The 20,600-nt window shown below is 73.7% G+C and carries 20 protein-coding genes; 9 read left to right on the top strand and 11 right to left on the bottom strand.

Annotation, left to right across the window (positions count from 1 at the left end; genetic code table 11):
• Positions 1–77: 77 nt before the first annotated feature.
• The 5 genes from FRAQA3DRAFT_RS25290 to galU form a co-directional block, all read right to left on the bottom strand.
• Complete coding sequence (locus FRAQA3DRAFT_RS25290; RefSeq protein ID WP_035921484.1) at positions 78–710, bottom strand: GNAT family N-acetyltransferase; 633 nt, start codon at positions 708–710, stop codon at positions 78–80.
• 9 nt (positions 711–719) lie between these two features.
• Positions 720–1,256, bottom strand: a complete 537-nt coding sequence (locus FRAQA3DRAFT_RS25285) for a molybdenum cofactor biosynthesis protein B (RefSeq protein ID WP_009741893.1) — start codon at positions 1,254–1,256, stop codon at positions 720–722.
• On the bottom strand, positions 1,253–1,780 hold the full coding sequence (gene moaC / locus FRAQA3DRAFT_RS25280) for a cyclic pyranopterin monophosphate synthase MoaC (RefSeq protein ID WP_009741892.1): 528 nt from the start codon (positions 1,778–1,780) through the stop codon (positions 1,253–1,255). Before moaC ends, FRAQA3DRAFT_RS25285 begins: the two co-directional genes overlap by 4 nt.
• Positions 1,777–3,090, bottom strand: coding sequence for a gephyrin-like molybdotransferase Glp (gene glp, locus FRAQA3DRAFT_RS25275; RefSeq protein WP_009741891.1), 1,314 nt, complete (start codon positions 3,088–3,090; stop codon positions 1,777–1,779). The genes moaC and glp overlap by 4 nt, the downstream gene beginning before the upstream one ends.
• Before the next feature lie 282 nt (positions 3,091–3,372).
• Positions 3,373–4,305, bottom strand: a complete 933-nt coding sequence (gene galU / locus FRAQA3DRAFT_RS25270; RefSeq protein ID WP_009741890.1) for a UTP--glucose-1-phosphate uridylyltransferase GalU — start codon at positions 4,303–4,305, stop codon at positions 3,373–3,375.
• 379 nt (positions 4,306–4,684) lie between these two features.
• On the opposite strand from galU, the gene FRAQA3DRAFT_RS25265 reads away from it, so the two are divergent.
• Positions 4,685–5,521, top strand: a complete 837-nt coding sequence (locus FRAQA3DRAFT_RS25265) for a 5-formyltetrahydrofolate cyclo-ligase (RefSeq protein ID WP_009741889.1) — start codon at positions 4,685–4,687, stop codon at positions 5,519–5,521.
• Between the two features lie 44 nt (positions 5,522–5,565).
• Positions 5,566–5,940 (top strand): FmdB family zinc ribbon protein, encoded by a 375-nt coding sequence (locus FRAQA3DRAFT_RS38960; protein WP_083873676.1) that lies wholly within the window; start codon positions 5,566–5,568, stop codon positions 5,938–5,940.
• Positions 5,941–6,624: 684 nt separating this feature from the next.
• On the opposite strand, the gene FRAQA3DRAFT_RS25255 is transcribed toward FRAQA3DRAFT_RS38960, so the two are convergent.
• Complete coding sequence (locus tag FRAQA3DRAFT_RS25255) at positions 6,625–6,855, bottom strand: hypothetical protein (RefSeq protein ID WP_173402713.1); 231 nt, start codon at positions 6,853–6,855, stop codon at positions 6,625–6,627.
• A gap of 78 nt (positions 6,856–6,933) precedes the next feature.
• Between FRAQA3DRAFT_RS25255 and FRAQA3DRAFT_RS25250 the strand changes: the two genes are divergently transcribed.
• Complete coding sequence (locus tag FRAQA3DRAFT_RS25250) at positions 6,934–7,233, top strand: hypothetical protein (protein ID WP_009741886.1); 300 nt, start codon at positions 6,934–6,936, stop codon at positions 7,231–7,233.
• A 267-nt stretch (positions 7,234–7,500) separates the two neighbouring features.
• Positions 7,501–7,644 (top strand): hypothetical protein, encoded by a 144-nt coding sequence (locus FRAQA3DRAFT_RS36330; protein ID WP_009741885.1) that lies wholly within the window; start codon positions 7,501–7,503, stop codon positions 7,642–7,644.
• A 154-nt stretch (positions 7,645–7,798) separates the two neighbouring features.
• Here FRAQA3DRAFT_RS36330 and FRAQA3DRAFT_RS25245 read toward each other — a convergent pair whose 3' ends face one another.
• Positions 7,799–8,560: an alpha/beta fold hydrolase gene (locus FRAQA3DRAFT_RS25245; protein ID WP_051054639.1), complete on the bottom strand. Its 762-nt coding sequence runs from the start codon at positions 8,558–8,560 to the stop codon at positions 7,799–7,801.
• A gap of 359 nt (positions 8,561–8,919) precedes the next feature.
• Between FRAQA3DRAFT_RS25245 and FRAQA3DRAFT_RS25240 the strand changes: the two genes are divergently transcribed.
• The 4 genes from FRAQA3DRAFT_RS25240 (at position 8,920) to FRAQA3DRAFT_RS25225 (ending at position 13,293) form a co-directional block, all read left to right on the top strand.
• Positions 8,920–9,645 (top strand): GntR family transcriptional regulator, encoded by a 726-nt coding sequence (locus tag FRAQA3DRAFT_RS25240; RefSeq protein WP_009741883.1) that lies wholly within the window; start codon positions 8,920–8,922, stop codon positions 9,643–9,645.
• 65 nt (positions 9,646–9,710) lie between these two features.
• Positions 9,711–10,535, top strand: coding sequence for a cysteine hydrolase family protein (locus tag FRAQA3DRAFT_RS25235; protein WP_009741882.1), 825 nt, complete (start codon positions 9,711–9,713; stop codon positions 10,533–10,535).
• Between the two features lie 14 nt (positions 10,536–10,549).
• Complete coding sequence (locus FRAQA3DRAFT_RS25230) at positions 10,550–12,976, top strand: allophanate hydrolase (protein WP_009741881.1); 2,427 nt, start codon at positions 10,550–10,552, stop codon at positions 12,974–12,976.
• 35 nt (positions 12,977–13,011) lie between these two features.
• Positions 13,012–13,293 (top strand): metal-sensitive transcriptional regulator, encoded by a 282-nt coding sequence (locus tag FRAQA3DRAFT_RS25225; protein WP_009741880.1) that lies wholly within the window; start codon positions 13,012–13,014, stop codon positions 13,291–13,293.
• A 147-nt stretch (positions 13,294–13,440) separates the two neighbouring features.
• On the opposite strand, the gene FRAQA3DRAFT_RS25220 is transcribed toward FRAQA3DRAFT_RS25225, so the two are convergent.
• The gene (locus tag FRAQA3DRAFT_RS25220) at positions 13,441–13,977 is read right to left on the bottom strand and encodes a MarR family winged helix-turn-helix transcriptional regulator (protein WP_009741879.1); all 537 of its coding nucleotides are present in this window, start codon (positions 13,975–13,977) and stop codon (positions 13,441–13,443) included.
• 58 nt (positions 13,978–14,035) lie between these two features.
• Between FRAQA3DRAFT_RS25220 and FRAQA3DRAFT_RS25215 the strand changes: the two genes are divergently transcribed.
• Positions 14,036–14,860, top strand: coding sequence for an alpha-ketoglutarate-dependent dioxygenase AlkB (locus FRAQA3DRAFT_RS25215; protein ID WP_009741878.1), 825 nt, complete (start codon positions 14,036–14,038; stop codon positions 14,858–14,860).
• A 27-nt stretch (positions 14,861–14,887) separates the two neighbouring features.
• Here the strand turns inward: FRAQA3DRAFT_RS25215 and FRAQA3DRAFT_RS25210 are convergent, their stop codons facing one another.
• The 3 genes from FRAQA3DRAFT_RS25210 to FRAQA3DRAFT_RS37670 all read right to left on the bottom strand — a co-directional run.
• The gene (locus FRAQA3DRAFT_RS25210; RefSeq protein ID WP_198286973.1) at positions 14,888–18,307 is read right to left on the bottom strand and encodes a serine/threonine-protein kinase; all 3,420 of its coding nucleotides are present in this window, start codon (positions 18,305–18,307) and stop codon (positions 14,888–14,890) included.
• A gap of 816 nt (positions 18,308–19,123) precedes the next feature.
• On the bottom strand, positions 19,124–19,762 hold the full coding sequence (locus FRAQA3DRAFT_RS25205) for a two-component system response regulator (RefSeq protein WP_035921478.1): 639 nt from the start codon (positions 19,760–19,762) through the stop codon (positions 19,124–19,126).
• 136 nt (positions 19,763–19,898) lie between these two features.
• A partial coding sequence (locus tag FRAQA3DRAFT_RS37670; RefSeq protein WP_009741875.1) for a response regulator occupies positions 19,899–20,600 on the bottom strand: 702 nt, incomplete at its 5' end.

The raw sequence follows: 20,600 nt of genomic DNA, 5'->3' as shown, positions 1-20,600 counted from the left end.
TCGGGGGGCACGAATCGGGGCCGGAGGTCAGGCTCGCCGCCCATGCCGCCCGCCCGCCCGGTGCGAACCGCCGGCGGTCAGGGCCGGCTGTAGCGGCTCTCCCGCCAGCGGCGCACGAGCCCCTCGGGAACGTCCTCGGTCGTCAGCGCGAATCCCAGGTGGTCGCGGTAGTGGCCGTCGATGGCGAGATAGTGCCGGTGCAGGCCCTCCTCGCGGAAGCCGAGCTTGGCCAGCACCCGCTGGCTGGCGCCGTTCTCCGGGCGCACATTGGCCTCGACGCGGTGCAGGCCGACCGGGCCGAAACAGTGATCGACGACGAGCGCGAGGGCGGTCGGGGTGATGCCCCGGCCGGCAAAGGTACTGTCCACCCAGTAGCCGACCTGCGCGCTGTTGAAGGCACCACGGACAATCGTCGACACCGTCACCTGGCCGACGAGCCGGCCGTGGAAAACGACCCCGAACGGCAACGCCACGCCGACCCGCGCCTGCTGGCGCAGCCGGTGCCACATCTGCCGGTACACCGAGATGGTCTGGCGCTCCGCCCAGGTCTCGCGGACCATGACCAGGCCAGGCGGGGTCGCCTCCCACGGGGCCAGCCAGTCGGCGTTACGCAGCCGCACCTCCACCCACGCCGAGGCGTCGCGCAGCCGCAGCGGCCGCACCATCACCGATCCCTCTGACAGCACGGCCGGCCAGCCCGGAGCCCGCATCACGGCGGCCTATTCCGCAGTCCCGGCGAAACCGGGCACACCCGTATGATCATCCGCTCCGCGGATCTGGGCCACGGCATGCCCGACCACACCCGCGAGCACACCCAGCCCGTCCCGGACGCCTCCGGTCGAGCCCGGCAGGTTCACCACCAGCGTCGCCGCGGCCGTCCCGGCGAGCCCGCGCGAGAGCACCGCCGCCGGGACGGCGTCGCGGCCCGCGGCCCGCAGCGCCTCGGCGAGCCCGGGGATCGGCCGCTCGATGACCTCGCCGGTCGCCTCGGGGGTGACGTCACGCGGCCCGAGACCGGTCCCGCCAGTGGTGACGACCAGGTCGACCCCGTCGGCAACCGCGGCCCGCAGCGCGGCGGCGATCCGCTCCCGCTCGTCGGGGACGACCTGCGCCGGGCCGACGGCGAACCCGAGCTCGGCCAGCCCGGCGACGAGCAGCGGGCCGGACCGGTCCGGGTAGACACCCCGGTACGCCCGGTCGGACACCGTGACGACCTGGGCCCGCGCTCCCGGCGGCAGGCTCGACGACCGGCTCACCGGCCCACCCCCGCCGCGCCCGAGGCCGCCGGTCCGGCCTCCCGGGAGGGTCCGGCGCGCCAGTCCCCGTGGCGTCCGCCGGTCTTGGCCAGCACCCGCACGCCGGTCAGCTCCGCGCCGGGATCGACCGCCTTGACCATGTCGTGCAGGGTCAGCCCGGCCACGGTGACCGCGGTCAGCGCCTCCATCTCGACGCCGGTCCGGTCGGCCGTCCGCACGGTGGCGATGATCTCCACCCCGTCGTCGCGGACCGTGAGGTCGACGGTGACCCCGGAGATCGCGATGGGATGGCAGAGCGGGACGAGGTCGGGCGTGCGTTTCGCGCCCATGATCCCGGCGATCCGGGCGGTCCCGAGCGCGTCCCCCTTCGGCACCCCGGTGCCGCGCAGCAGCCCCACCACCTCGGGGGTGACCCGCAGCAGGCCGGCGGCGGTCGCCGTGCGGGCGGTGACGTCCTTGGCCGTGACGTCGACCATCCGGGCCGCGCCGTGCTCGTCGACGTGGGTGAGCCGGGACGCGGTCATCGGGCGATCGGCTCCGAAGGCCCCGTGCCCTTGTCCGTGGTGTCGGTATCCGCCCAGCCCATGCGGGAGAGGATGGCGCCTGAGTCGGCTCCGAGCAACAGTGCCGACAGCCGGGCGCCGACCGGCACCTCCGTCACGTCCTCGGGAACGATCAGCAACGCCTGCGCGCCGGCCAGCGAGGTGAGCTGGTGCGAGCCCTGGCCCCCGGCCGGGCGGGCGACGGTGGCCGGGCCGGGCCGGCCGTCGTCGCCGAGGCGGTCGAGGCCGACCCGCACGAACGTGCGCCGGCCGGGCGGGGAACGCAGTTCCGTGCCGACCGTCACGACGATCCGCGGCAGACCTGTGGCGGCCAGCCCTCGCATCCGCTGCAGCGCCGGGCGGACGAACAGCTCGAAGGAGATCAACGCGCTGGCCGGGTTGCCGGGCAGCGTGAAGATCGGGACGCCCTCGACCAGGCCGAAGCCCTGCGGCTTGCCCGGCTGCATCGCCACCTGGTCGAACCGGACGCTGCCGGTCCCGGTGAGGACCTCCTTGACGACGTCGTAGGCGCCGACACTGACCCCGCCGGTGGTCACCACCGCGTCGACGTCCCCCAGCACCCCGTGGAGGGCCTTGCCGAAGGCGTCGGGCTCGTCGGGCACGCCGGCCAGCCGGCGGACGACCGCGCCGGCCTCGCGGGCGGCGGCGGCGATGCCGTGGCTGTTCGAGTCGACGATCTGCCCGGCACCGAGCGGCGAACCGACCTCGACGAGCTCGGTGCCCGTCGACAGCACCGCCACCCGGGGCCGCGGGTGCACCGGGGGGCGCGCCACGTTGACGGCGGCGAGCAGGCCGATCTGCGCCGAGCCGATGACCGTCCCCGCCGGCAGCACCAGCGCGCCGGGGGCGACGTCCTCCCCCGCGCGGCGGATGTGCAGCCCGCGGCCGGCGGGGCGGCGGACCGCGACCGACTCGCGGCCGCCGTCGGTCCACTCGAGCTGGACCACGGCGTCCGCGCCGCGGGGCAGCGGGGCGCCGGTCATGATCCGCGCCGCCGTGCCGGGCTCCAGCGGCGCGGGGGTGCCGGGCCCGGCCGGGATGTCGTCGACGACGGGCAGGGTGGTGGGGGCATCCTCGGTGGCCTCGGCGACGTCGGCGGCGCGCACGGCGTAGCCGTCCATGGCCGAGTTGTCGAAGCCGGGCAGCGCCACCGTCGCCCGGACGTCCGCGGCGAGCACGCAGCCGTGGGCCTGCTCCAGCCCGGCGCGCCGGGGGCGGGTCGGCGCCACCGCCGCGAGAATCCGCTCCAGGTGTTCATCCACCGTCGTCATGGGCGCCCGTCCCGTTCCTGTTGCCCGTTGATGCCGGCCTGGCGCCATCGGCGCGGCCCGGCATCATCCGGGCTACGGCCATCGGAGCCCGGACACCTCCATTGCATCGGCGGCCGCGCGGGTGTCACGCACCCGTGGGCGATCCGCCGATCCACGGCGACCTGCGCGCCGATCGCGCCCGGGCCGATCCCGGGAGCGTTCCCGGCCACGCCGGAAGCGTCAAGGTTAAACGAATGCAACCAGGTCAATCGGGGTGACGACAATCGGAGGAAAACCCATGAATTAGGACAAACTTCCCTTGGGGCCGCCGGCAGCGACATACTCCTCGAGCCACGGATAGAGATCGGGGCCGAGATCGGCCCGCTCGCAGGCCAGCCGGATGACCGCCTTGAGGTAGTCGACCCGGTCCCCGGTGTCGTAGCGCCGGCCGGTGAACACCACGCCGTGCACCGGCTGGGCGTCAGCGTCCCCGGCCGCCGCGCGCAGCGCCAGCGTCCGCAGCGCGTCGGTGATCTGGATCTCCCCGCCGCGCCCGGGCTCGGTGTGCCGCAGCACCTCGAAGATCTCCGGGGCCAGGACGTAGCGGCCGATGATCGCCAGGTTGCTCGGCGCCTCCGCCACCGGCGGCTTCTCCACCAGGTCCAGAATCCGCACGATCCCGTACCGGTCGTCCGGCCCGGTGGGGACGGACTCCACCGTGGCGACGCCGTACATGGAGACCTGTTCCTCCGGGACCTCCATCAGGGCGATGACGCTGCCGCCGAAGCGGGCCTGCACCGCGAGCATCTCCGCCAGCAGCGGGTCGCGCTCGTCGATGAGGTCGTCACCGAGCAGGACGGCGAAGGGCTCGTCGCCCACGTGCGCGGCAGCGCACAGGACGGCATGGCCGAGCCCCCGCGGCGAGGGCTGGCGGACCGAGTGCACCTCGGCGAGCTCCGCCGACGCGCGGACCCGGCGCAGGCGGGCCTCGTCGCCCTTGCGCTCCAGCGCGGCCTCGATGTCCGCCTCCCGATCGAAATGATCCTCGATCGCCTTTTTCGTGCGGCTGGTGACAAGGAGGACGTCGCGCAGGCCGACCCGAGAGGCCTCCTCGACGACGTATTCGATAGCCGGCCTGTCGACGACCGGCAGCATCTCCTTGGGCACCGCCTTGGTGGCCGGCAGGAAGCGAGTGCCCAGACCCGCGGCCGGAATAACCGCCTTCGTCACTGGCATGGGGAAACCTTAGCCGGGTCGAACTGCACGAGCACCGCGGCGGCCGCCTTCACGGGCAATGCACAGGTCACACGGTACGCGGCCGACTGCCGGGCGCCACCGGCACGGCCATGGCGCCGCCGGCCCCGCGCGCCGGGCGCCCACCCGGCCCACCCGCCGCCCACGACTCCCACGGCCCGGACGACCCGCTCGCAGCAATCCGCGCGCCCCGTCCGCGGACCGTGGAGCCCCCGCGGCGGCCGCGACGGCGGTCCGGGGTGTGACCCACCGTGGCCGCGCGGGCCGGTAACCCCCTCCTCTGGGCGACTCCACGGCATCATCCGAGGTCAGAGTCCCCGGCAACCGCTCCTGCGGCGCCGACCTGCGGGAGGCTGTCAACGTGCAGGGAAACCACCCACCACCCGATCGGCATCGGGAGATGCTCGCCGCCGAGCCGACGGTCCGTCCGCGCTCCCGGACGATGGCCGGCGCGGCGCTCGGATCGGGTGGTGACGCCGCGACCGGATCAGCCAAATCAGCCGGATCAGCCGGATCAGCCGGATCAGCCGGCGGCGGACCCGCCGGCCCGCCGGGCGCCCAGTCCGGGCCGCAGCCGCCGACGGACGCCGCCAAGCAAAGGCTGCGCGCGCGACTGCTGGCCCAGCGGCAGGCCTCCCTGGCTCTGCGCCACGAGCCCTGGTCACCGACGGACACGGCGGTGCTGGCGACCCGGATCCTGCAGATCCCCGAGGTCGGCGACGCCCACTGCGTCGCGGCCTACGTGGGGCTGCCCGGCGAGCCCGATCTCGCCGATCTGCTCGCCCGACTGCTCGCCCGGGGTACCCGGGTGCTGCTGCCGGTGCTGCGTGCCGATCTCGACCTGGACTTCCGCGAACACGTCGGCACGCTGGTCCCGGGCGCCATGGGCACCCGGGAACCACCCGCGGCGGCACCGCTCGGGGACCTGTCCCGGGCCGACGCCGTGATCATCCCTGCGGTCGCCGTCGACCGGGCGGGACGGCGGCTCGGCCGGGGGGGTGGCTCCTACGACCGCGCGCTGCGCCGGGTCGCGCCCGACGTCCCGGTGATCGCCGTGCTGTACGACCAGGAGCTGCTCGATCTCGTCCCCACGGAGGAGCATGATCGCAGCGTGAAGATCATTGTTACGCCGAGCCGTACGCTACGGTGCGAACCGACTGACGGCACCCGGGAACATCCGGGGCCGTCCACGAGCTAAAGTTGGCAGTCGCCACTTCTGAGTGCCAACTCCGGGAGGAGTACGTGCCTACCTACCAGTACCGCTGCACCGACTGCGGACGTGACCTTGAAGTCGTGCAAAGCTTCAGCGACGCGTCACTGACGGAGTGCCCGACCTGCGCCGGACGACTTCGTAAAGTGTTCGGTTCGGTGGGCGTGGTGTTCAAGGGCAGCGGCTTCTACAAGAACGACAGCCGGTCAAGCTCCTCCGGCGGTTCCACGCAGCACCGCCCGAAGGACACCGCGGACGCCACGAGCTCCAACGCCAGCAGCTCCGCCGGCGGAAGCGACTCGTCGTCCACCGCCAGCTCCGACTCGTCGTCGGCCGCCACGGCGGGCAGCGGCTCGTCCTCGTCGGCATCGACGTCGAGCACGGCCTCCAGCACCGCGGCGGCCTGACCGACCGAAGCACGTTCACCATCTGCCGAAGGCGTCCGGGCACTCGCCGCCCTGGACGCCTTCGGCATGACCGGGCCGCCCTCGCCCACCTCTGCGAGGCGCACCCGCGGCCGGCACCTCGACCGGCCCCCGGAACCCGTTGCGGTGCGCTCGGCGCACTGCGGTACGCCACGCACGCTTTTCCCGGCCCCGGAGGCGTACCCCGGCGCACCGCAACACCCCACGCGGCCAGGCGCAACACCCCACGCGGCCAGGACGGGGCTGTTCCCGCACGGGCCGCGTCCTGGCCGCGGCCAGGACGGGACGGCACCTCGACCGGCCCCGGCTCACGATGAGGCCGCGACGGGACGCGACGATCGCAGTCCCGCGGCCGGGCGGGCCGGCCAGGAGTGACCGGGCAGGAGTCCGCGCCGGCGGGCTGGCCATCCCCACAGTGGTAACCGGTAACCGGTAACCGGTGACCGGCGCTGCGCTCAGGTCGGAGCACCGCTCACCGGTGGGCCGGGATGGGAGCGGACGTTCCGTTTCGTGCAGCTCCCCGAAATGCGCTGATAGTGCGATTCAGCACGGCTGCCAGGCATTTCCGTTCGCCTCCGGACGGCATGCGCCGACGAGGCCGACGGCGGCGGCGGGCGCCGATCCGGATCGGATCGCGCGCCCGCACCGCCGTACCAGACACACCGCCTACTGTTTGCGGCGTCGATAGTGCTCCACGATCCAGGCGTCTACCTCTCGCTTGCGCCAAACTCGGGTGCCTTTGGCACCGCTACCCGTCGGCGCGTTGATGACCTGCAAGGGTGCCGGAAACCGGGAGTCCTTGCGCGTCCAGTAGTCCACCGCCTGGCGAGTGATCTTGAGTTGGAACGCGATGTCCCCGATGCCGACCAACTGCTCACCGTCGTCCACGCGGAACATCGTAACCACTTTGCTCTTCCCCAAGAACCTCGCTAGGGTCTATTTTGCTGCGTAGCAAATTTACGGAGGAGGAAACCGATGCCCCCCACGCCACGCCGCGCCGATGAGGTCGGGGCCCTGTTAGACCGGGACGAGGACTACGACGAGGATCCGATCGGGGATCCGCCGATCACGGTGAGCCGGTACCGGGCGTCCATCCGGGCGGTCCTTGGCGTCCGGACGCCGGAGCCCGGGATCGTCGCTTCCGCGTGGTCCCAGCGGGAGACGGACGCGTTCCTGGCGGGCAGCCGGGCCACCCTGCGGCTCGTCATCGAGGTCATCGGGCACGCCCTGACCACGCCGCCGGCCGATCGCGGTGGTTCCGGCGGCGTAGATTGACCATTCGGCGCGCGGCCGGCGAACCGGGTAGGCACCATCCTGCCCGGTTCACCGGCCGCTCGCCGCCCGGTGGCGGCATTGCAGGTAGCCGGCCCAGGCAGTTGACCGGCCCGGCCGCCGCGCCGAAGAACGGCCCGTACCTAACCCGTCCGCCGGACACAGTCCCATCCCGTCGGCAATCGATTCACCAGCGAACTGCCGCCCCAGCCGCGATCGCCGGACCGGGACCGTGCCGACGAACAAGCCGCGCCACACGAGGGGAAGATCATGGGTGCCACTGAGCCGCGCGACGACGACTCGTTCGACGACGAACGGGAGATCGGATGGGGCGACGAGTCATTGTCCGAGGAAGACGATCCGGACATCGAGCGACTCCTCGCCGATCTTCCGCCACACCACGTCGAGCGCTGATCTGCGAGGACACCGCCGGCCCCCCCGCGGGCCGCGGGGGCGGAAAGCCGCGCGCCCGACTTTCCCGGCGCAATACGTCTACCGGCAGGTAAGCCTGGGCGCCCGGGCCGGCACCCGCACCAGGTGCGGCGAATTGCGGGTGCCATGGCACGGTTTACTCGGTTGCGCCCGTGCCCGGCACGCGCAATCCGTGGTCAGGACCGGAATCCCCGCGGGAACCAGGCGCCGAGCGGTCCCTGGAGCCGAGGTGGACCCCCTCAAGCAGACGAGCGAAGGCGGCCGGCGCCTCCAGGTGGGCGGCGTGTCCGCAGCCGGGCACGACGCGGACCGCCAGCCCCAGCTCCTCCCGCAGGAGCAGCGCGGCGCGATGCCGCACGGGCGGCGAGTCCGCCCCCACCGTGATGATCGTCGGACAGATCCGCGCGGGCAGGGACCGCGGCTCGAAGTCCAGGAACATCGCCAGGTCTCGTTCGACCGCGTCCGGGTCGGCCGGGGCGTCGGCGGGGCTCCACGCGGGCCCGTACAGCGCGCGGGCGAAGGGGATCACGCCGCCCTGCGCGAACGCGGCGGCCATCGGCGCGAGCAGGCCGGGCAGCAGCGACCCCACCGCCGGCTCGTGCAGCACGGCGCCCGCCAGGGGCACGCCCGCGGCCAGGAACGCCAAGCCCAGCGTGGCACCGCCGCTCACCCCGCCGTAGACGGTGCCGTCGAGCAGCGGCCGCAGCGCCGCCAGCTCCGCCGCCAGGCTCCCGGTGGACGGCCGGTCCGGGGCCTGGACCGGCCGGTCGCCGAGCTCTCGGCGTACATGCCGCCACACCGCCCCGGTCGTCGCCGTGCCATGCACCAGCACGACGGGTGGCACCGCCGCCCCAGCCGCACCGGCCGCTTCAGCAGACCCAGCCACCCGGGTCGTCATCCTTCCCGGCACCGCGGCCCCCTCCGTCTCGTCAACCGTCCCGACGTTCACCACCGCGCCACCCTCCGTCCCGCCCGCCGTCCCGCCCGCCGTCCCGAGCCGTTCACGGACGGCCGTTAACGCGTCCGCAATCCTCGTCGCAGGAAAGTAACAACGAGCGCATTGATCGGAAACATTCGAATCCTTACCGTCCAATGCATGTACACGACGCTGTATACAGCGCAGTATGCAACAGGCGCGGAAATCCTGTCACGATCGGCTCGGGTGGCCGTCCGTGGACGGGCGCCGAGCGTTGCCCGGCGGCGGCCCGGCCGAGGGGGGTGGCGCACCGTCGACGTCGATGTCGGATGCTCGGCTGCATGACACCGTCGCCGACCCCGAAGTCCTCCGCCGCCGGCAACCTCCGCGACCAGGCCTATGTCGCGCTGCGTCGACGGCTGATGTCCGGGGAGTTCTCCTTCCGGGACCGGCTCGCCGAGGAACGCCTCGCGGCCCTGCTCGGAGTGTCGCGTACCCCGGTCCGGGAGGCCCTGACCCGGCTGGCCGGCGACGGCCTGGTGGAGAAGCGGCCGGACGGCGGCTACTACCCGGCCGAGCCCGACCTCGGCTCCCTGCGCGACCTCTACGAGATCCGGGTCACGCTGGAGCTGCGCGGGCTGCAGCGCGCGGTGGAGTCCGGCACTGCACACGACCCGGCCCTGTTGGAGCCGCTGCGGGATGCCTGGCGCGCGCTGCGGGACGATCAGCCTGCCCCCGATCCCGCTTTCGTCGCCCTGGACGAGGATTTCCACATCACCCTCAGTCGCGCGTCGGGAAACGTCGAACTCGCACATATGTTGGATGCAATAAATGCCCGGATCCGCCCCGTTCGGATGCATGACTTCGTCACGGCCGACCGGGTTCATCTGACGATCGCCCAACATCTCGGGATCGTCGAGAGGGTGCTCGCCGGCGATCTCGAGGGCAGCGTGGTCGCCCTGCGCCAGCACGTCGGCGAGTCCATGGACGTCGTCGAGAAGCGGGCGGCCCGGGCGATCACCCAGATGGTACTGAACCGCAGCCGCGCATCGGGGATCAGGAGCTGACCGCGGACCCGGCAGACGCCCACCAGCACGACCGATCATCGTCGGCTCGCACGAGGAGGACCGTCATGACCACCGCAACCTCAGCCCTCACCGGTCGGGGCACCGAAGCCCCCGTCGGCGCGGTCCGGCCCGCCGTCACGGCTGGCCCGCCCCCGCCGAATCCGGACCGGTTGGCCGCCGCCGGGGACCTGCGGATCGGACCGGTCGTCGCGAAGCCCTACGCCTGGCCCTACGACGGTTCGTTCAGCCCGGCGACAACCGCCGTCATCAACATCGACTGGCAGGTCGACTTCTGCGGTCCGGGTGGCTACGTGGACGCGATGGGCTACGACCTCGCGCTGACCCGGGCCGGCCTCGCCCCGACGGCGGCGCTGCTGGCCGTGCTGCGCCCCCTGGGCTTCCTCATCGTGCATACCCGGGAGGGGCATCGCCCGGATCTGTCGGACTGCCCGCCGAACAAGCTGTGGCGCTCGAAGCAGATCGGCGCGGGCATCGGGGACCGGGGCCCGCGCGGGCGGATCCTCACCCGCGGCGAGCCCGGCTGGGAGATCGTGCCCGAGGTCGAGCCGCTGCCGGGCGAGATCGTGATCGACAAGCCGGGCAAGGGCTCGTTCTACGCGACCGACCTGGACCTCGTGCTGCGCCGGCACGGCATCACCCACATCATCCTCACCGGCATCACCACCGACGTGTGCGTCCACACGACGATGCGGGACGCCAACGACCGCGGGTACGAGTGCCTGCTGCTGTCGGACTGCACCGGGGCCACGGATCCCGGCAACCACGCGGCCGCGCTGCACATGGTCACGATGCAGGGTGGTGTCTTCGGAGCGGTGGCAACCTCCGATGCGGTGCGCACGGCGGTCACCACGGCCACCGTCGCCGTCTGACCCCGCCCCGCTCCATGGTCATCGACGTTCCCTCCCCCGAACCGGCCACGCACTCCCCCCAACCGGCCACGCAGTCCCCCGAACCACCGGTGCGCACCGCCCTCGGCCCGGGCCAGGTCTCCCCCGATCCGACCAGCACCGCCCCGGACCTTCAGGCGGCGGTGCTGCGGGCCGGGTACCGCAGCGGTCGTCTGCGGGTGACCGAGGTGATCGCCGCCGTCTATGACCGGATCGAGGCCCGCGGGGACGACGCGGTGTGGATCTCAAGGTTCCCCCGGGCGCAGGCGCTGGCTCGGGCCGCGGCCCTGGACGCTCACCGGGATGACCTGTTCGGACCGCCCTCGGCCCCCGTCGCCTCCGCCGGCACCACGGCCGGCGCGGGCGGGCCGGACCATGCCCCGGTCGGGCTGGTGGGCGCGACACCGGACCTGCCTGCCCTGTTCGGACTGCCCTTCGCCGTCAAGGACAACATCGACGTCGCCGGACTGCCCACCACGGCCGGTTGCCCCGGCTTCGCCTACGAGCCGACCGAGGACGCCCCGGCCGTGGCCGCGCTGCTCGCCGCCGGGGCCGTCTGCGTCGGTAAGACGAACCTCGACCAGTTCGCGACCGGCCTGTCCGGGGTGCGCTCGCCGTACGGGACCCCGGTCTCACCGTTCGACCCCACCATGATCGCCGGCGGGTCGAGTTCCGGCTCCGGCGTCGCGGTCGCGGTCGGCCTCGTGACCTTCGCGGTCGGTACCGACACCGCCGGATCGGGCCGGGTGCCGGCGGCGCTGACCAACGTCGTCGGGCTCAAGCCGTCCCGCGGCCTGGTGAGCACCCGCGGCCTGGTCCCGGCCTGCCGGTCGTTGGACTGTCTGAGCGTCTTCGCCCTCAGCGTGCCGGATGCGCGCCTGGCCCTGTCGGTCATGAACGGCTATGACGCCGCCGACCCCTACTCGCGCCGGCTGCCCCTCGTGCCCCCGCCGGACGCCGCGCCCGCCCCGGACCCGGTTCCGGCTCCGGTTCCGGTTCCGGTTCCGGTGTTCCCACCCGCGCGGGGGGCGGACGGTAACACCGGTCCTTGGCCATGCCCCCCGCACGGGCTACGGGTCGGGGTGGCCGGGCCGGAGCAGCTGACCTTCTTCGGTGACCGGGGGGCCCGATCGGTCTACGAGGACGGGCTGCGGCTGATCCACGGTGCCGGCGGACGGCCCGTCGAAATCGATCTGGGACCGTTCCTGGCGGCCGGGGCGCTGCTGTACGGCGGGCCCTGGCTGGCGGAGCGGTTCGCCTCGGTGGGAGAGTTCGTGACCGCCCGGCCGCAGGACGTGCATCCGGTCATCCGCACCGTGCTCGAACCGGGCGCGTCGATCACCGGGGTCGAGACGTTCCGGGGTCTGTCCCGCCTGCGTGCCCTGCGCCGCCAGGCCGACGAGGTCTGGCGGGACATCGACGTGCTCGCCCTGCCGACCGTGCCCACGACCTACCCGGTCGAGGCCGTCCAGGCCGATCCGATCGGCCTGAACGTCAGGCTCGGCCGGTACACCACCTTCGTCAACCTGCTCGATCTGGCCGCAGTCGCGGTCCCGGTCGGCTTCGCCGACGGGCTTCCGCACGGGCTGACCCTCATCGCCGCGGCGGGCCGGGACGAGTTCCTCGCGGACATCGCCGCGAGCCTGCACGCCCGGACGGGCCTGCCCCTCGGGGCCACCGGCCACGCCCTGGCCCGGTCGGGCCCTGCCGTCACCACCCGGACCGCCACCACCACCCCGAGCACCACCACCACCCCGAGCACCACCACCATCCCGAACACCGCGCCGACCCAGACCACCGCGCTCCCCCAGACCAGGCCAGCCGCCCCGACCAAGGCAGCCGCCCCGGCGGACCTGGCCTCGACAGACCCGACCGCGGCAGCCGTCCCGGCTGCGGGCCCCACCCGGGCCGTCCCGATCGCCATCCCTCGCCCGAGCGGTGAGCCGGCGCCGGCGAGCCGGGACCGATCGGGGGGTGACGCGGCGGCTGGTCGGCCGGGAACTCCGGCAGGCTTCCTCGACCTCGCCGTGGTCGGCGCGCACATGAGCGGGCTCCCACTGAACGGCGAACTGACCCGGCTCGGCGCGGTGCTGCTGCGCCACGACCGCACCCTGCCCCGGTACCGGCTCTACGCACTGCCCGGCCTGCAGCCGCGGCGTCCCGGCCTGCTGCGGGTGCAGACCGACGGCGCGGCCATCGATGCCGAGGTGTGGCGGTTGCCGCTGGCCGCGGCCGGCGGCTTCCTGCTCGGGGTACCGTCGCCGCTGGCGATCGGGACCCTGGACCTCGCGGGCGGCCCCACCATGGGCTTCCTGTGCGAGTCGGCGGCGGTGGACGGCGCGCTGGACATCACCGCTCTCGGCGGCTGGCGCCCGTATCTGGCCCGAACACGATCGGACGCCGCACCCTCACAGGTACCGTAGGGGGGTACTGGTCAACGTGGGGGAAGGCGCGGCGGATGCACGGCTACACCGACACCAAGGACGAGTACACCGCCCGGTTGCGCCGGATCGAGGGGCAGGTCCGCGGCCTGCAACGCATGATCGCCGAGGACAAGTACTGCATCGACATCCTGACCCAGGTCTCGGCTGCAACCCGAGCCCTGCAGTCGGTCGCTCTCGGCCTGCTGGAGGACCATCTCGCGCACTGTGTGGCCCACGCCGCGGCGGAGGGCGGCCCCGTCGCCGACGAGAAGCTGCGGGAGGCATCCGCCGCGATCGCCCGGCTCGTCCGCTCGTGAGGGCCGGATCCGGGCGCCTGCCGGCTCAGCCTGCAGGTCTGCCAGGGGCAGGCCGGAGTCCTGGATGCAGTGCGGGCGCGCGAGTCCGCGCACCGACGGCGCAGGGCTGACCGCCCGACGGCTTTGCGGTGGACGGCTCCCCGCCGGTCACCCAGTCGGTTCGCCGCGATCGCCCAACGCCTCCACCAGGTTCGACAGCGCGGGCAGCGCGACCAGGATGGCCCTCCGGTCGGCCTCGACCAGCCGGGCCAGGGCCGCGCCGAGGCGTCGCTCATGGGCGCGCTGCCAGCCGGACAGCGCCGCCGCCCCGGCCGGGGTGAGCCGCAGCAGCGCCGCCCGCCGATCGGCGGGGTCGCGCTCACGGTGCAGGTAGCCGACGTCGGCGAGCTGCTGCACCAGCGTCGAGACGCTGTTGGGGGCGAGCCGCAGACGCCCGGCGAGCTCACCGACGCGGGTACCGTCCTTCTCGGCCAGGCACTGCAGGAGCTCGACCTGCGCCATTGGCAGGGACTCCCACGAGTACTCGGTGCGGATGCTCGTCCGCAGCACCCGGCGCAGCCGGGTGACGACCTCGGTGAGTCGGCGCACGTCCCGGTCGAGACCCGTGGCGACGTCGCCGGCCGTGGGCGGCGGGCCGACGGCCGAGCCCACGGCGACGCCGGGCTCGGGGGAACGGCCGGTCATTCCGGCTCTGTCAACGTCACGTGAACAGCCTCCTGAATCTCGCAGGTTACGCCGCGCGGTGACGGCAGCGGCGCCTCGTGACCATCGATCGGCCCACACCCGGACCCCGTCGTGGGCGCGGGGTAGCGTCGACGGGGTGACGGACGCCGCCCGACCCGCAGTGGGCGCCGGCCGCGCGGGCGGGCCCGCCGCGGCGCCGGGCACCGGCGCGTCCCTGCCGCCGGGCGCCGGCGCCGTGGATCCGGCGGCGCGCTCGGATCGGACCTGGCTGGACGAGCGGTCCTGGGTCGACGTCACCCGCGGCTGGCTGCGCGGCGCGGACGAGCTGTACGAGGCGATGCGCACGGGCCTGCCCTGGCGGCAGGGGACCATGTGGCGCTACGAGCGCCAGGTCACCGAGCCACGGTTGACCGCGTGGGTTCCCCGCGGCGGGACGGTGCCCTTCCCCGCCCTGCTGGACGCCTACCGGGCCCTGCGGCGCACCTACGGGGTGGAGTTCGACGGGTTCGGCATGTCCCTGTACCGGGACGGCTCCGACTCCGTCGGCTTCCACCGCGACCGCGAGATGCGCTGGCTGGACGACACGATCATCGCCATCCTCACCCTCGGCGCGCGGCGGCCGTTCCTGGTGAAGTCGCGACACCTGCCGCCGGGCCGGCGGCTGCTCAACGACCCACACGCCCCGGGCGGGCGCGATCTGTCCCCCGCCGGCGGCGACCTGATAGTGCTGGGCGGTGGCGCCCAGGCCGACTGGCTGCATGCGGTGCCGCGGGTGCACGGGCACGTCGGCGCCCGCATCTCCGTGCAGTGGCGGTGGACCTCCCGGGCCGGCCGGCCCGAGCAGGGGCCCGGCTACGGCGCGGCCCGGCACTTCAGCCGGTAGCCGCGGCCGCGCGGCCGCCTGGTGGGGTCAGCCGCAGGGCGGGTCGTAGCGCCGGTGGCCGAGATGGCTGCGCCACTGGTCGCGGCCGATGCGGTCGGTGACCCGGGCGCATACCTCGTCCTGGGCCGCGAGCAGATCAAGCTGCCAGAGCCGGACGCTGTCCCCGACGGCGGCCGCCAGGGTGCCGGCGGGCCCGGCGAGGCCGAGGGTGGTCGCACCGGCGGTGGTGCCGACCGGCAAAGTGCCCCGGCGCACCGGCCGCAGCGACGAGGCCATGTCCCACAGCGTGATCTGACCAGCCGCGCCGCCGACAGCGAGCACCCGGCCGTCCGTGGACAGCGCGAGGGCCCCGCGCGGATCCGGCGCGGCGGCCGGGGCCGGTCCGGGCGCGATCGACGTGAACCGGCGCAGACCCCGCGGATCGCCGAGCCCGAAGATCTCCGTCTGGGCGCCGCGGGAGGTCGTGGTGGTCGCCGCGAACCAGCGGCCGTCCGGGCTGACGACGATCGCCCGGACGTTGGCCGCGGCGGTGCGCTCGGCGCGGCTTCGAAGGTTCCGCGGATCGGTGACGTCCCAGACGCCGAGGCGACCCGGGCCGCCGAGCACGAGCGAACGCCCGTCGGGGGTGAAGGCCACGCTGGTGACTTCCGCCGGCCGGGTCAGCACGGCGAGGGCACGCGGCGAGCGTGGGCGGCCGACGTCCCACAGCCGGACCGTCCGGTCCACCCCCGCCGAGGCCAGCGTCCGGCCGTCCGTGCTGACCGCGACGGCCGTCACGGCGCCGGCATGCCCGCGCAGGTCGACGAGCGGCACGACCTCGGCGGCGGCGGTGCGCACCTGGTCCAGCTCGCCGTCGTCCACGATCCGCGGCGGGATCAGCTGCCATAGCCGGATCACGCCGTCCGCCCCGGCCGTCACGACGGTCTGCGGGGCCGGGGCGGTGGCGGACGGGCGCGCCACGACCGTGACGGCACGCAGCGCCGCCCCAGCCGCCTGCGAGGCGCGATCGGCGGCCTCGGCGTCGCCGGGGGTGAGCTCGGCGGCGCTGAAACCGCGCCGGGTGGTGCCGGCGGATCGTCTGCCGGAGCCGGCCGCGCGCTGTTTCCGGTCGGCGGCGGCGGTCGGCGGCGGGTCCGCGGACAGGTCGCCGACCCGGCGTACCCGAGCGGGATCGGCGATGTCCCACACGGACCCGCCGGCATCGCCGACCGCGATCAGGTACCGGCCGTCCGGGGTGAGCCGCAGATCACGGATGGCACCGTTCGACGCGACGATCTGCCGGACACTCGCCTCGACCAGCGCCTGGCCGGCCAGCCCGGTCGGCTGGACCCGGTACGCGGCGACGGCAAGCTGCCCGGCGAGGTCCGGCTCCCGGTCGAGCAGGCGGATCGCGGCCCCGGCGGCATCGCGGGACGTCGCCGAGCTGGCGCGGTCACGCACCGTGTCCAGGACCGCGAGCGCCGGGATGACCAGCATCGACGTCGCCGTGGCGATCGAGAACAAGCGCCGCAGCCAGCCACGGGCCGGCCGGCCGTGTTCCGGCGCCGGCGCCGCGGGATCCTCCCGGCCCCCGCCGGTCGCGCGGGACTCACCGATCTCACCGGTCGCGGCGTCCTGGGGCGATCCGCCCGCCCCGGCGGCCGGCGCCGGCCGGTCCGCGGCACCGTCCGGGTCCGACGGCACCTCGCTGGGAGGGTCCGTCGGCAGACCGGCCCGATCCGTCGGGCCGAGTTGATCCGGCACGCCTGCGACGCTGTCCGACCGGGGCGGTCGGACAGCGGTCCGCCGCTCCCCCGCGGGCGCCCGGCGGACGTCCGAGGGCTGCCGGGCAGACGGGGACGATGCGGGCAGGGCCTGAGGAAAGATCAGGGCGGTCGTCACCGCCGCGAGCACAGTGGTCGCCTCAGCCGCCGGAGTTCCCCGCGCCCCCGCCTGCTCGCCGAGCATTCCGGCGGCGCCCGAGACACCGGCGCCACCGGAGGTGTCCGTGCCGCCTGAGTCGCCTGAGCCGGCCGTGTCGTCCCCGGACGGCTGCCCAGGGCTGACCGGTCCGGATAAGGAGGTCGGGCCGGCCGGGCCCACGGCAGGCGATGTCGATGCGGCAGGCGATGTCGACGCGGCAGGCGATGTATTCGCGGGGTGCGACGACGTCCCGGCGGGCGAGGCCGTCGCGTCAGGCGAAATTCCGTTGTCCGCGGGCCTCGCCACCGCTCTGGTAGGGGTGTCGGTCGAGGCAGGAACGGGCAGGCGGTCGCGGGTCGTCTGCGCGTCCGGCTCGTTGGCCTCGCCCCCAGCGGCCGTATCACTCCCGGTACCGAGTTCGGCCCGCAGCTCGGTCTCTGCCTCCGGCTCGGCCTCAGCTACGGGCTCCGGCTCGGGCGCGGGGTCCGGCTCCGGCTCCGGCGCGGGCTCCGGCTCCGTAGCCGGCCGGGCTGGGGCCGTAGTGCCTTCGGAGAGCGCTGCGGCCGCTGGATCCGCCGTCTCGGGGACCGGCTCCGCCGCCGAGCCGGCCGCCTCGATCGGGGTTTCCGAGGCGATCCCGGGCTCGCCATCCTCCCGAGCCGCCGGCGGGCTTACCGGATCGTCGGTCACCGGGCCGGCCGCGGGCAGCGGGCCGGCGGTCACCGCCGTCGCCCGGACCGTCGGCGCGTCGGCGTCGGCGTCGGCGTCGGGCAGAGCCACCACGCCATGCTCGGAGGCACCCCGCATGTCATCCGCGGGGGCACCCACCATGAGGTGCTCGAGCAGGTCGACAGCGCGGGGCCGGCGCTTGGGGTCCTTGCGCATCGCCGCCGAGACCAGTTCGCGTAGCTCGGGATCGAGCATGGACAGATCGGGCTCGGCGTAGACGGCACGCTGGAGCAGGGCACGCGGCGTGCCGGCGCCGAACGGCGGACGGCCAGTCGCGGCGAACAGCAGCACGCCGCCCCAGGTAAAGATGTCGGACGCGGCGGTCACCGCCTGCCCGAGAGCCTGTTCCGGGCTGATGAACGCGAGCGTCCCGATGCCGGACGCGGAAGTGCCCGAATTGTCGGCGGGTACCGCGTTCAGCACCCGAGCAAGACCGAAGTCGACCAACCGCAGCCCATGCTCGGAAAGCACCACATTTGTCGGCTTCAAATCACCGAAGACAATTCCCTCTCCATGGAGCGCGGACAGTGCCGCCGCAAGCCCGACGGCAAGCCGGGCGGTGTCCGCCCAGTGCAACGGACCGTCATCCTCGACGCTGGCCGCGAGAGTCGGCGCGTCGATGTACTCGACGACCACGTAGGGAGGGCGGGCCAGCGTATCCAGGTCCAGGACCGCGGCGAGGCAGAACGGGCCCAACCGCCGGAGATGATCAAGATCGATGCGCAGGCGCCGACGGAACTCCGCGTCACGGCCGAACGGCGCGGTGATCAGCTTGATGAGGACGGGACGCGCAAGATTGTCACGCGCAAGAAACACCGGGCCGGTCCCGGCATCGACCAGCTTCCGTTCAACCGTATACGGACCGATAGTCCCGGGATCCAGCCCGGCGAGGCCATAGGGAGTGCGCCGGGCTATCGCCATACGACGAAACCTCCTACGGCTGCACAAACCGGCTGTGCGGGCACGCCGGCGGATCTGGTCGACAAAAGCATGCTATCGGCGCAGGGCGAAGGCGGGGACGGCATCCATTCGGTCGCGGCGTGGTGTCAGCCGGGACACAGGGAAATGGGCGGTCCGGAACGGACCGTCCGATGCGGCGGCGCGGCTGCTCTGGCACTGCTCGGAGCTGCTCACACGACGAAGCGTGAGGCGTCGGGGACAGGCCGGAGCCTCCGATCGGGTCCGTCGCCGCCCGCGGCGACGGTGTGATGTGACCGACACAACGGCCCGCCACGGGTCGGAGGTCCCCCGGTCGGGGACCCTCGGTACCCCGATGCACGCCCCCGGCACCCGCCCGGACGTGCCGGCCGACCGGTCCGCTCCGCGGCGACGCGACTACACGCAGACACGGTCATCCGGCGGCGCCAGCGCGATCGCGCCCGGCGCCAGCCGGCCACCGCGGGCCGACCGGCGCCGCGGGCCACCCCACATCCCGGCTCGGCCAGCCGCACGACCCCAACGGCACGCGTCCCCCCGAGGTCACAGCCCGAACCGACGTCACAGCCCGAACCGAGGTCACAGCCCGCACCGAGGTCACAGCCCGCACCGAGGTCACAGCCCGAACCGACCTCGCTCGGCGCGCACGGCATCGCCGCGGGCCGGCGGCGGACCGGATGACGCGGACGGATGCCGTCAGGCGTTGCTTGAGCGGGCGAAGGGCTGCAGCCGGGCGACCAGCCCGCGCACCTCGGCCCCGGCCGCCGCGAGCGTCTCCTCGGCGGAACTCCCGCCGCCGCCTTCCAGCAGGACGTCGAGCGCGATGAGCCGCTCGGCGACCTCCGTCATCAGATCGAAGTCCCGGACCCGCTGATGAACCAGCTCGGACAGCCGCTCGTTCTTCTCGAACAGCTCCACGAACACACTGACCTTGGCCCGCAGCAACCACGGATCGAATGGCTTCGCAATGTAATCGACCGCACCGACAGCGTAGCCGCGGAACGCGTGATGCGGCTCCCGATCGATCGCCGTGAGAAAGATGATCGGGGTGTCTCGGGTGCGTCCTCGCTGCTTGATCCGATGTGCCGTCTCGAATCCATCCATCCCCGGCATCTGGACGTCCAGAAGGATCACCGCGAAGTCGTCGACGAGAAGGCGTTTGAGCGCCTCCTCACCCGACGACGCCGTGACAAGATCCTGATCCAGTGAGGCGAGAATCGCCTCCAGCGCCATGAGATTGTCGGCCCGGTCGTCGACCAGAAGGATCTTGCTGCGGGGTCGTTCCGTGGCCGGCCCGCCTTCGCCGTCGACGGAACCGCCGCTCCGCTCGGTCACCCGCCTGCCTCCTCCTTCGCGATCGCCTTGCCGGTCCATGGTGGGTGTCGCCACCCCACCACCATCGCTGATCGCTCCCGACGGCATCTCACCGCCCCACCGATAGACACCCGAATGCGCACCATACGCGATCTGATCAATACAGATACGACCGCATCACCCCGAGGAGGTGGTCGAGATCCACCGGCTTGGTGATGTAGTCCGTGGCGCCGGCGGTGATGCTCTTCTCCCGGTCCCCGGGCATGGCCTTCGCGGTCAGCACCAGTATCGGCAGGTCGGCGAAGGCGGGCATGTCCCGGATCATCGAGGTCGTTTCGTTGCCGTCCATGCCGGGGAGCATGACGTCCATCAGCACGAGGTGCACCGGCGCGGTGTCCTGCTGCAGGGTGCGGATCGCATCGTGGCCGTTGTCGGCGTAGAGGACCCGCATTCCATACATCTCCAGGGCGCTCGTGAGCGCGAACACGTTGCGGACGTCGTCGTCCACGACCAGGACGGTCGTCCCGACCAGCGGGTCGGACTCGTCGAGGTCGCCTGCGGGCAGCCGGGTTCCGGCGTCGGCCGGCTCGGTCAGGAACGGGGTGCCCACCGTGGTCTCGCTCGGCCGCCAGCCCGTGGTGGGCGTGGTCGTGGCCGGCGGCGAGACCCAGGTCTCGGCCGGGCCGGCGTGGGCCGCAGCCCCGTTCGCCGTGCCTGACCCACCGGCAACGCTCGCGGCGCCGGAGCCGTTCGCCCGGCCTGAGCCGATCGCGCCGCCTGAGCCGCTGATCGCGCCGGAGCCGTTGACGGCGCCGGTCGCGCCGCCCGAGCCGTTCGCGGCGGCCCCCGCGCCGGACCC

It is taken from the genome of Frankia sp. QA3, assembly GCF_000262465.1.
In the GTDB taxonomy this organism is placed as follows: domain Bacteria; phylum Actinomycetota; class Actinomycetes; order Frankiales; family Frankiaceae; genus Frankia.
This window is presented reverse-complemented; position numbering and strand designations above follow the sequence as displayed.

What these genes read in the sequence shown, in the direction of transcription:
- FRAQA3DRAFT_RS25230 (WP_009741881.1), top strand. Translation starts at nt 10,550, where the DNA reads ATGGTCATCGACGTTCCCTCCCCCGAACCGGCCACGCACTCCCCCCAA.
- moaC (WP_009741892.1), bottom strand. Translation starts at nt 1,780, where the DNA reads ATGACCGCGTCCCGGCTCACCCACGTCGACGAGCACGGCGCGGCCCGG.
- glp (WP_009741891.1), bottom strand. Translation starts at nt 3,090, where the DNA reads ATGACGACGGTGGATGAACACCTGGAGCGGATTCTCGCGGCGGTGGCG.
- FRAQA3DRAFT_RS25220 (WP_009741879.1), bottom strand. Translation starts at nt 13,977, where the DNA reads ATGACCGGCCGTTCCCCCGAGCCCGGCGTCGCCGTGGGCTCGGCCGTC.
- FRAQA3DRAFT_RS36330 (WP_009741885.1), top strand. Translation starts at nt 7,501, where the DNA reads ATGGGTGCCACTGAGCCGCGCGACGACGACTCGTTCGACGACGAACGG.
- FRAQA3DRAFT_RS25250 (WP_009741886.1), top strand. Translation starts at nt 6,934, where the DNA reads ATGCCCCCCACGCCACGCCGCGCCGATGAGGTCGGGGCCCTGTTAGAC.
- FRAQA3DRAFT_RS25240 (WP_009741883.1), top strand. Translation starts at nt 8,920, where the DNA reads ATGACACCGTCGCCGACCCCGAAGTCCTCCGCCGCCGGCAACCTCCGC.
- galU (WP_009741890.1), bottom strand. Translation starts at nt 4,305, where the DNA reads ATGCCAGTGACGAAGGCGGTTATTCCGGCCGCGGGTCTGGGCACTCGC.
- FRAQA3DRAFT_RS25290 (WP_035921484.1), bottom strand. Translation starts at nt 710, where the DNA reads ATGCGGGCTCCGGGCTGGCCGGCCGTGCTGTCAGAGGGATCGGTGATG.
- FRAQA3DRAFT_RS25255 (WP_173402713.1), bottom strand. Translation starts at nt 6,855, where the DNA reads ATGTTCCGCGTGGACGACGGTGAGCAGTTGGTCGGCATCGGGGACATC.
- FRAQA3DRAFT_RS25245 (WP_051054639.1), bottom strand. Translation starts at nt 8,560, where the DNA reads ATGACGACCCGGGTGGCTGGGTCTGCTGAAGCGGCCGGTGCGGCTGGG.
- FRAQA3DRAFT_RS25225 (WP_009741880.1), top strand. Translation starts at nt 13,012, where the DNA reads ATGCACGGCTACACCGACACCAAGGACGAGTACACCGCCCGGTTGCGC.
- FRAQA3DRAFT_RS25235 (WP_009741882.1), top strand. Translation starts at nt 9,711, where the DNA reads ATGACCACCGCAACCTCAGCCCTCACCGGTCGGGGCACCGAAGCCCCC.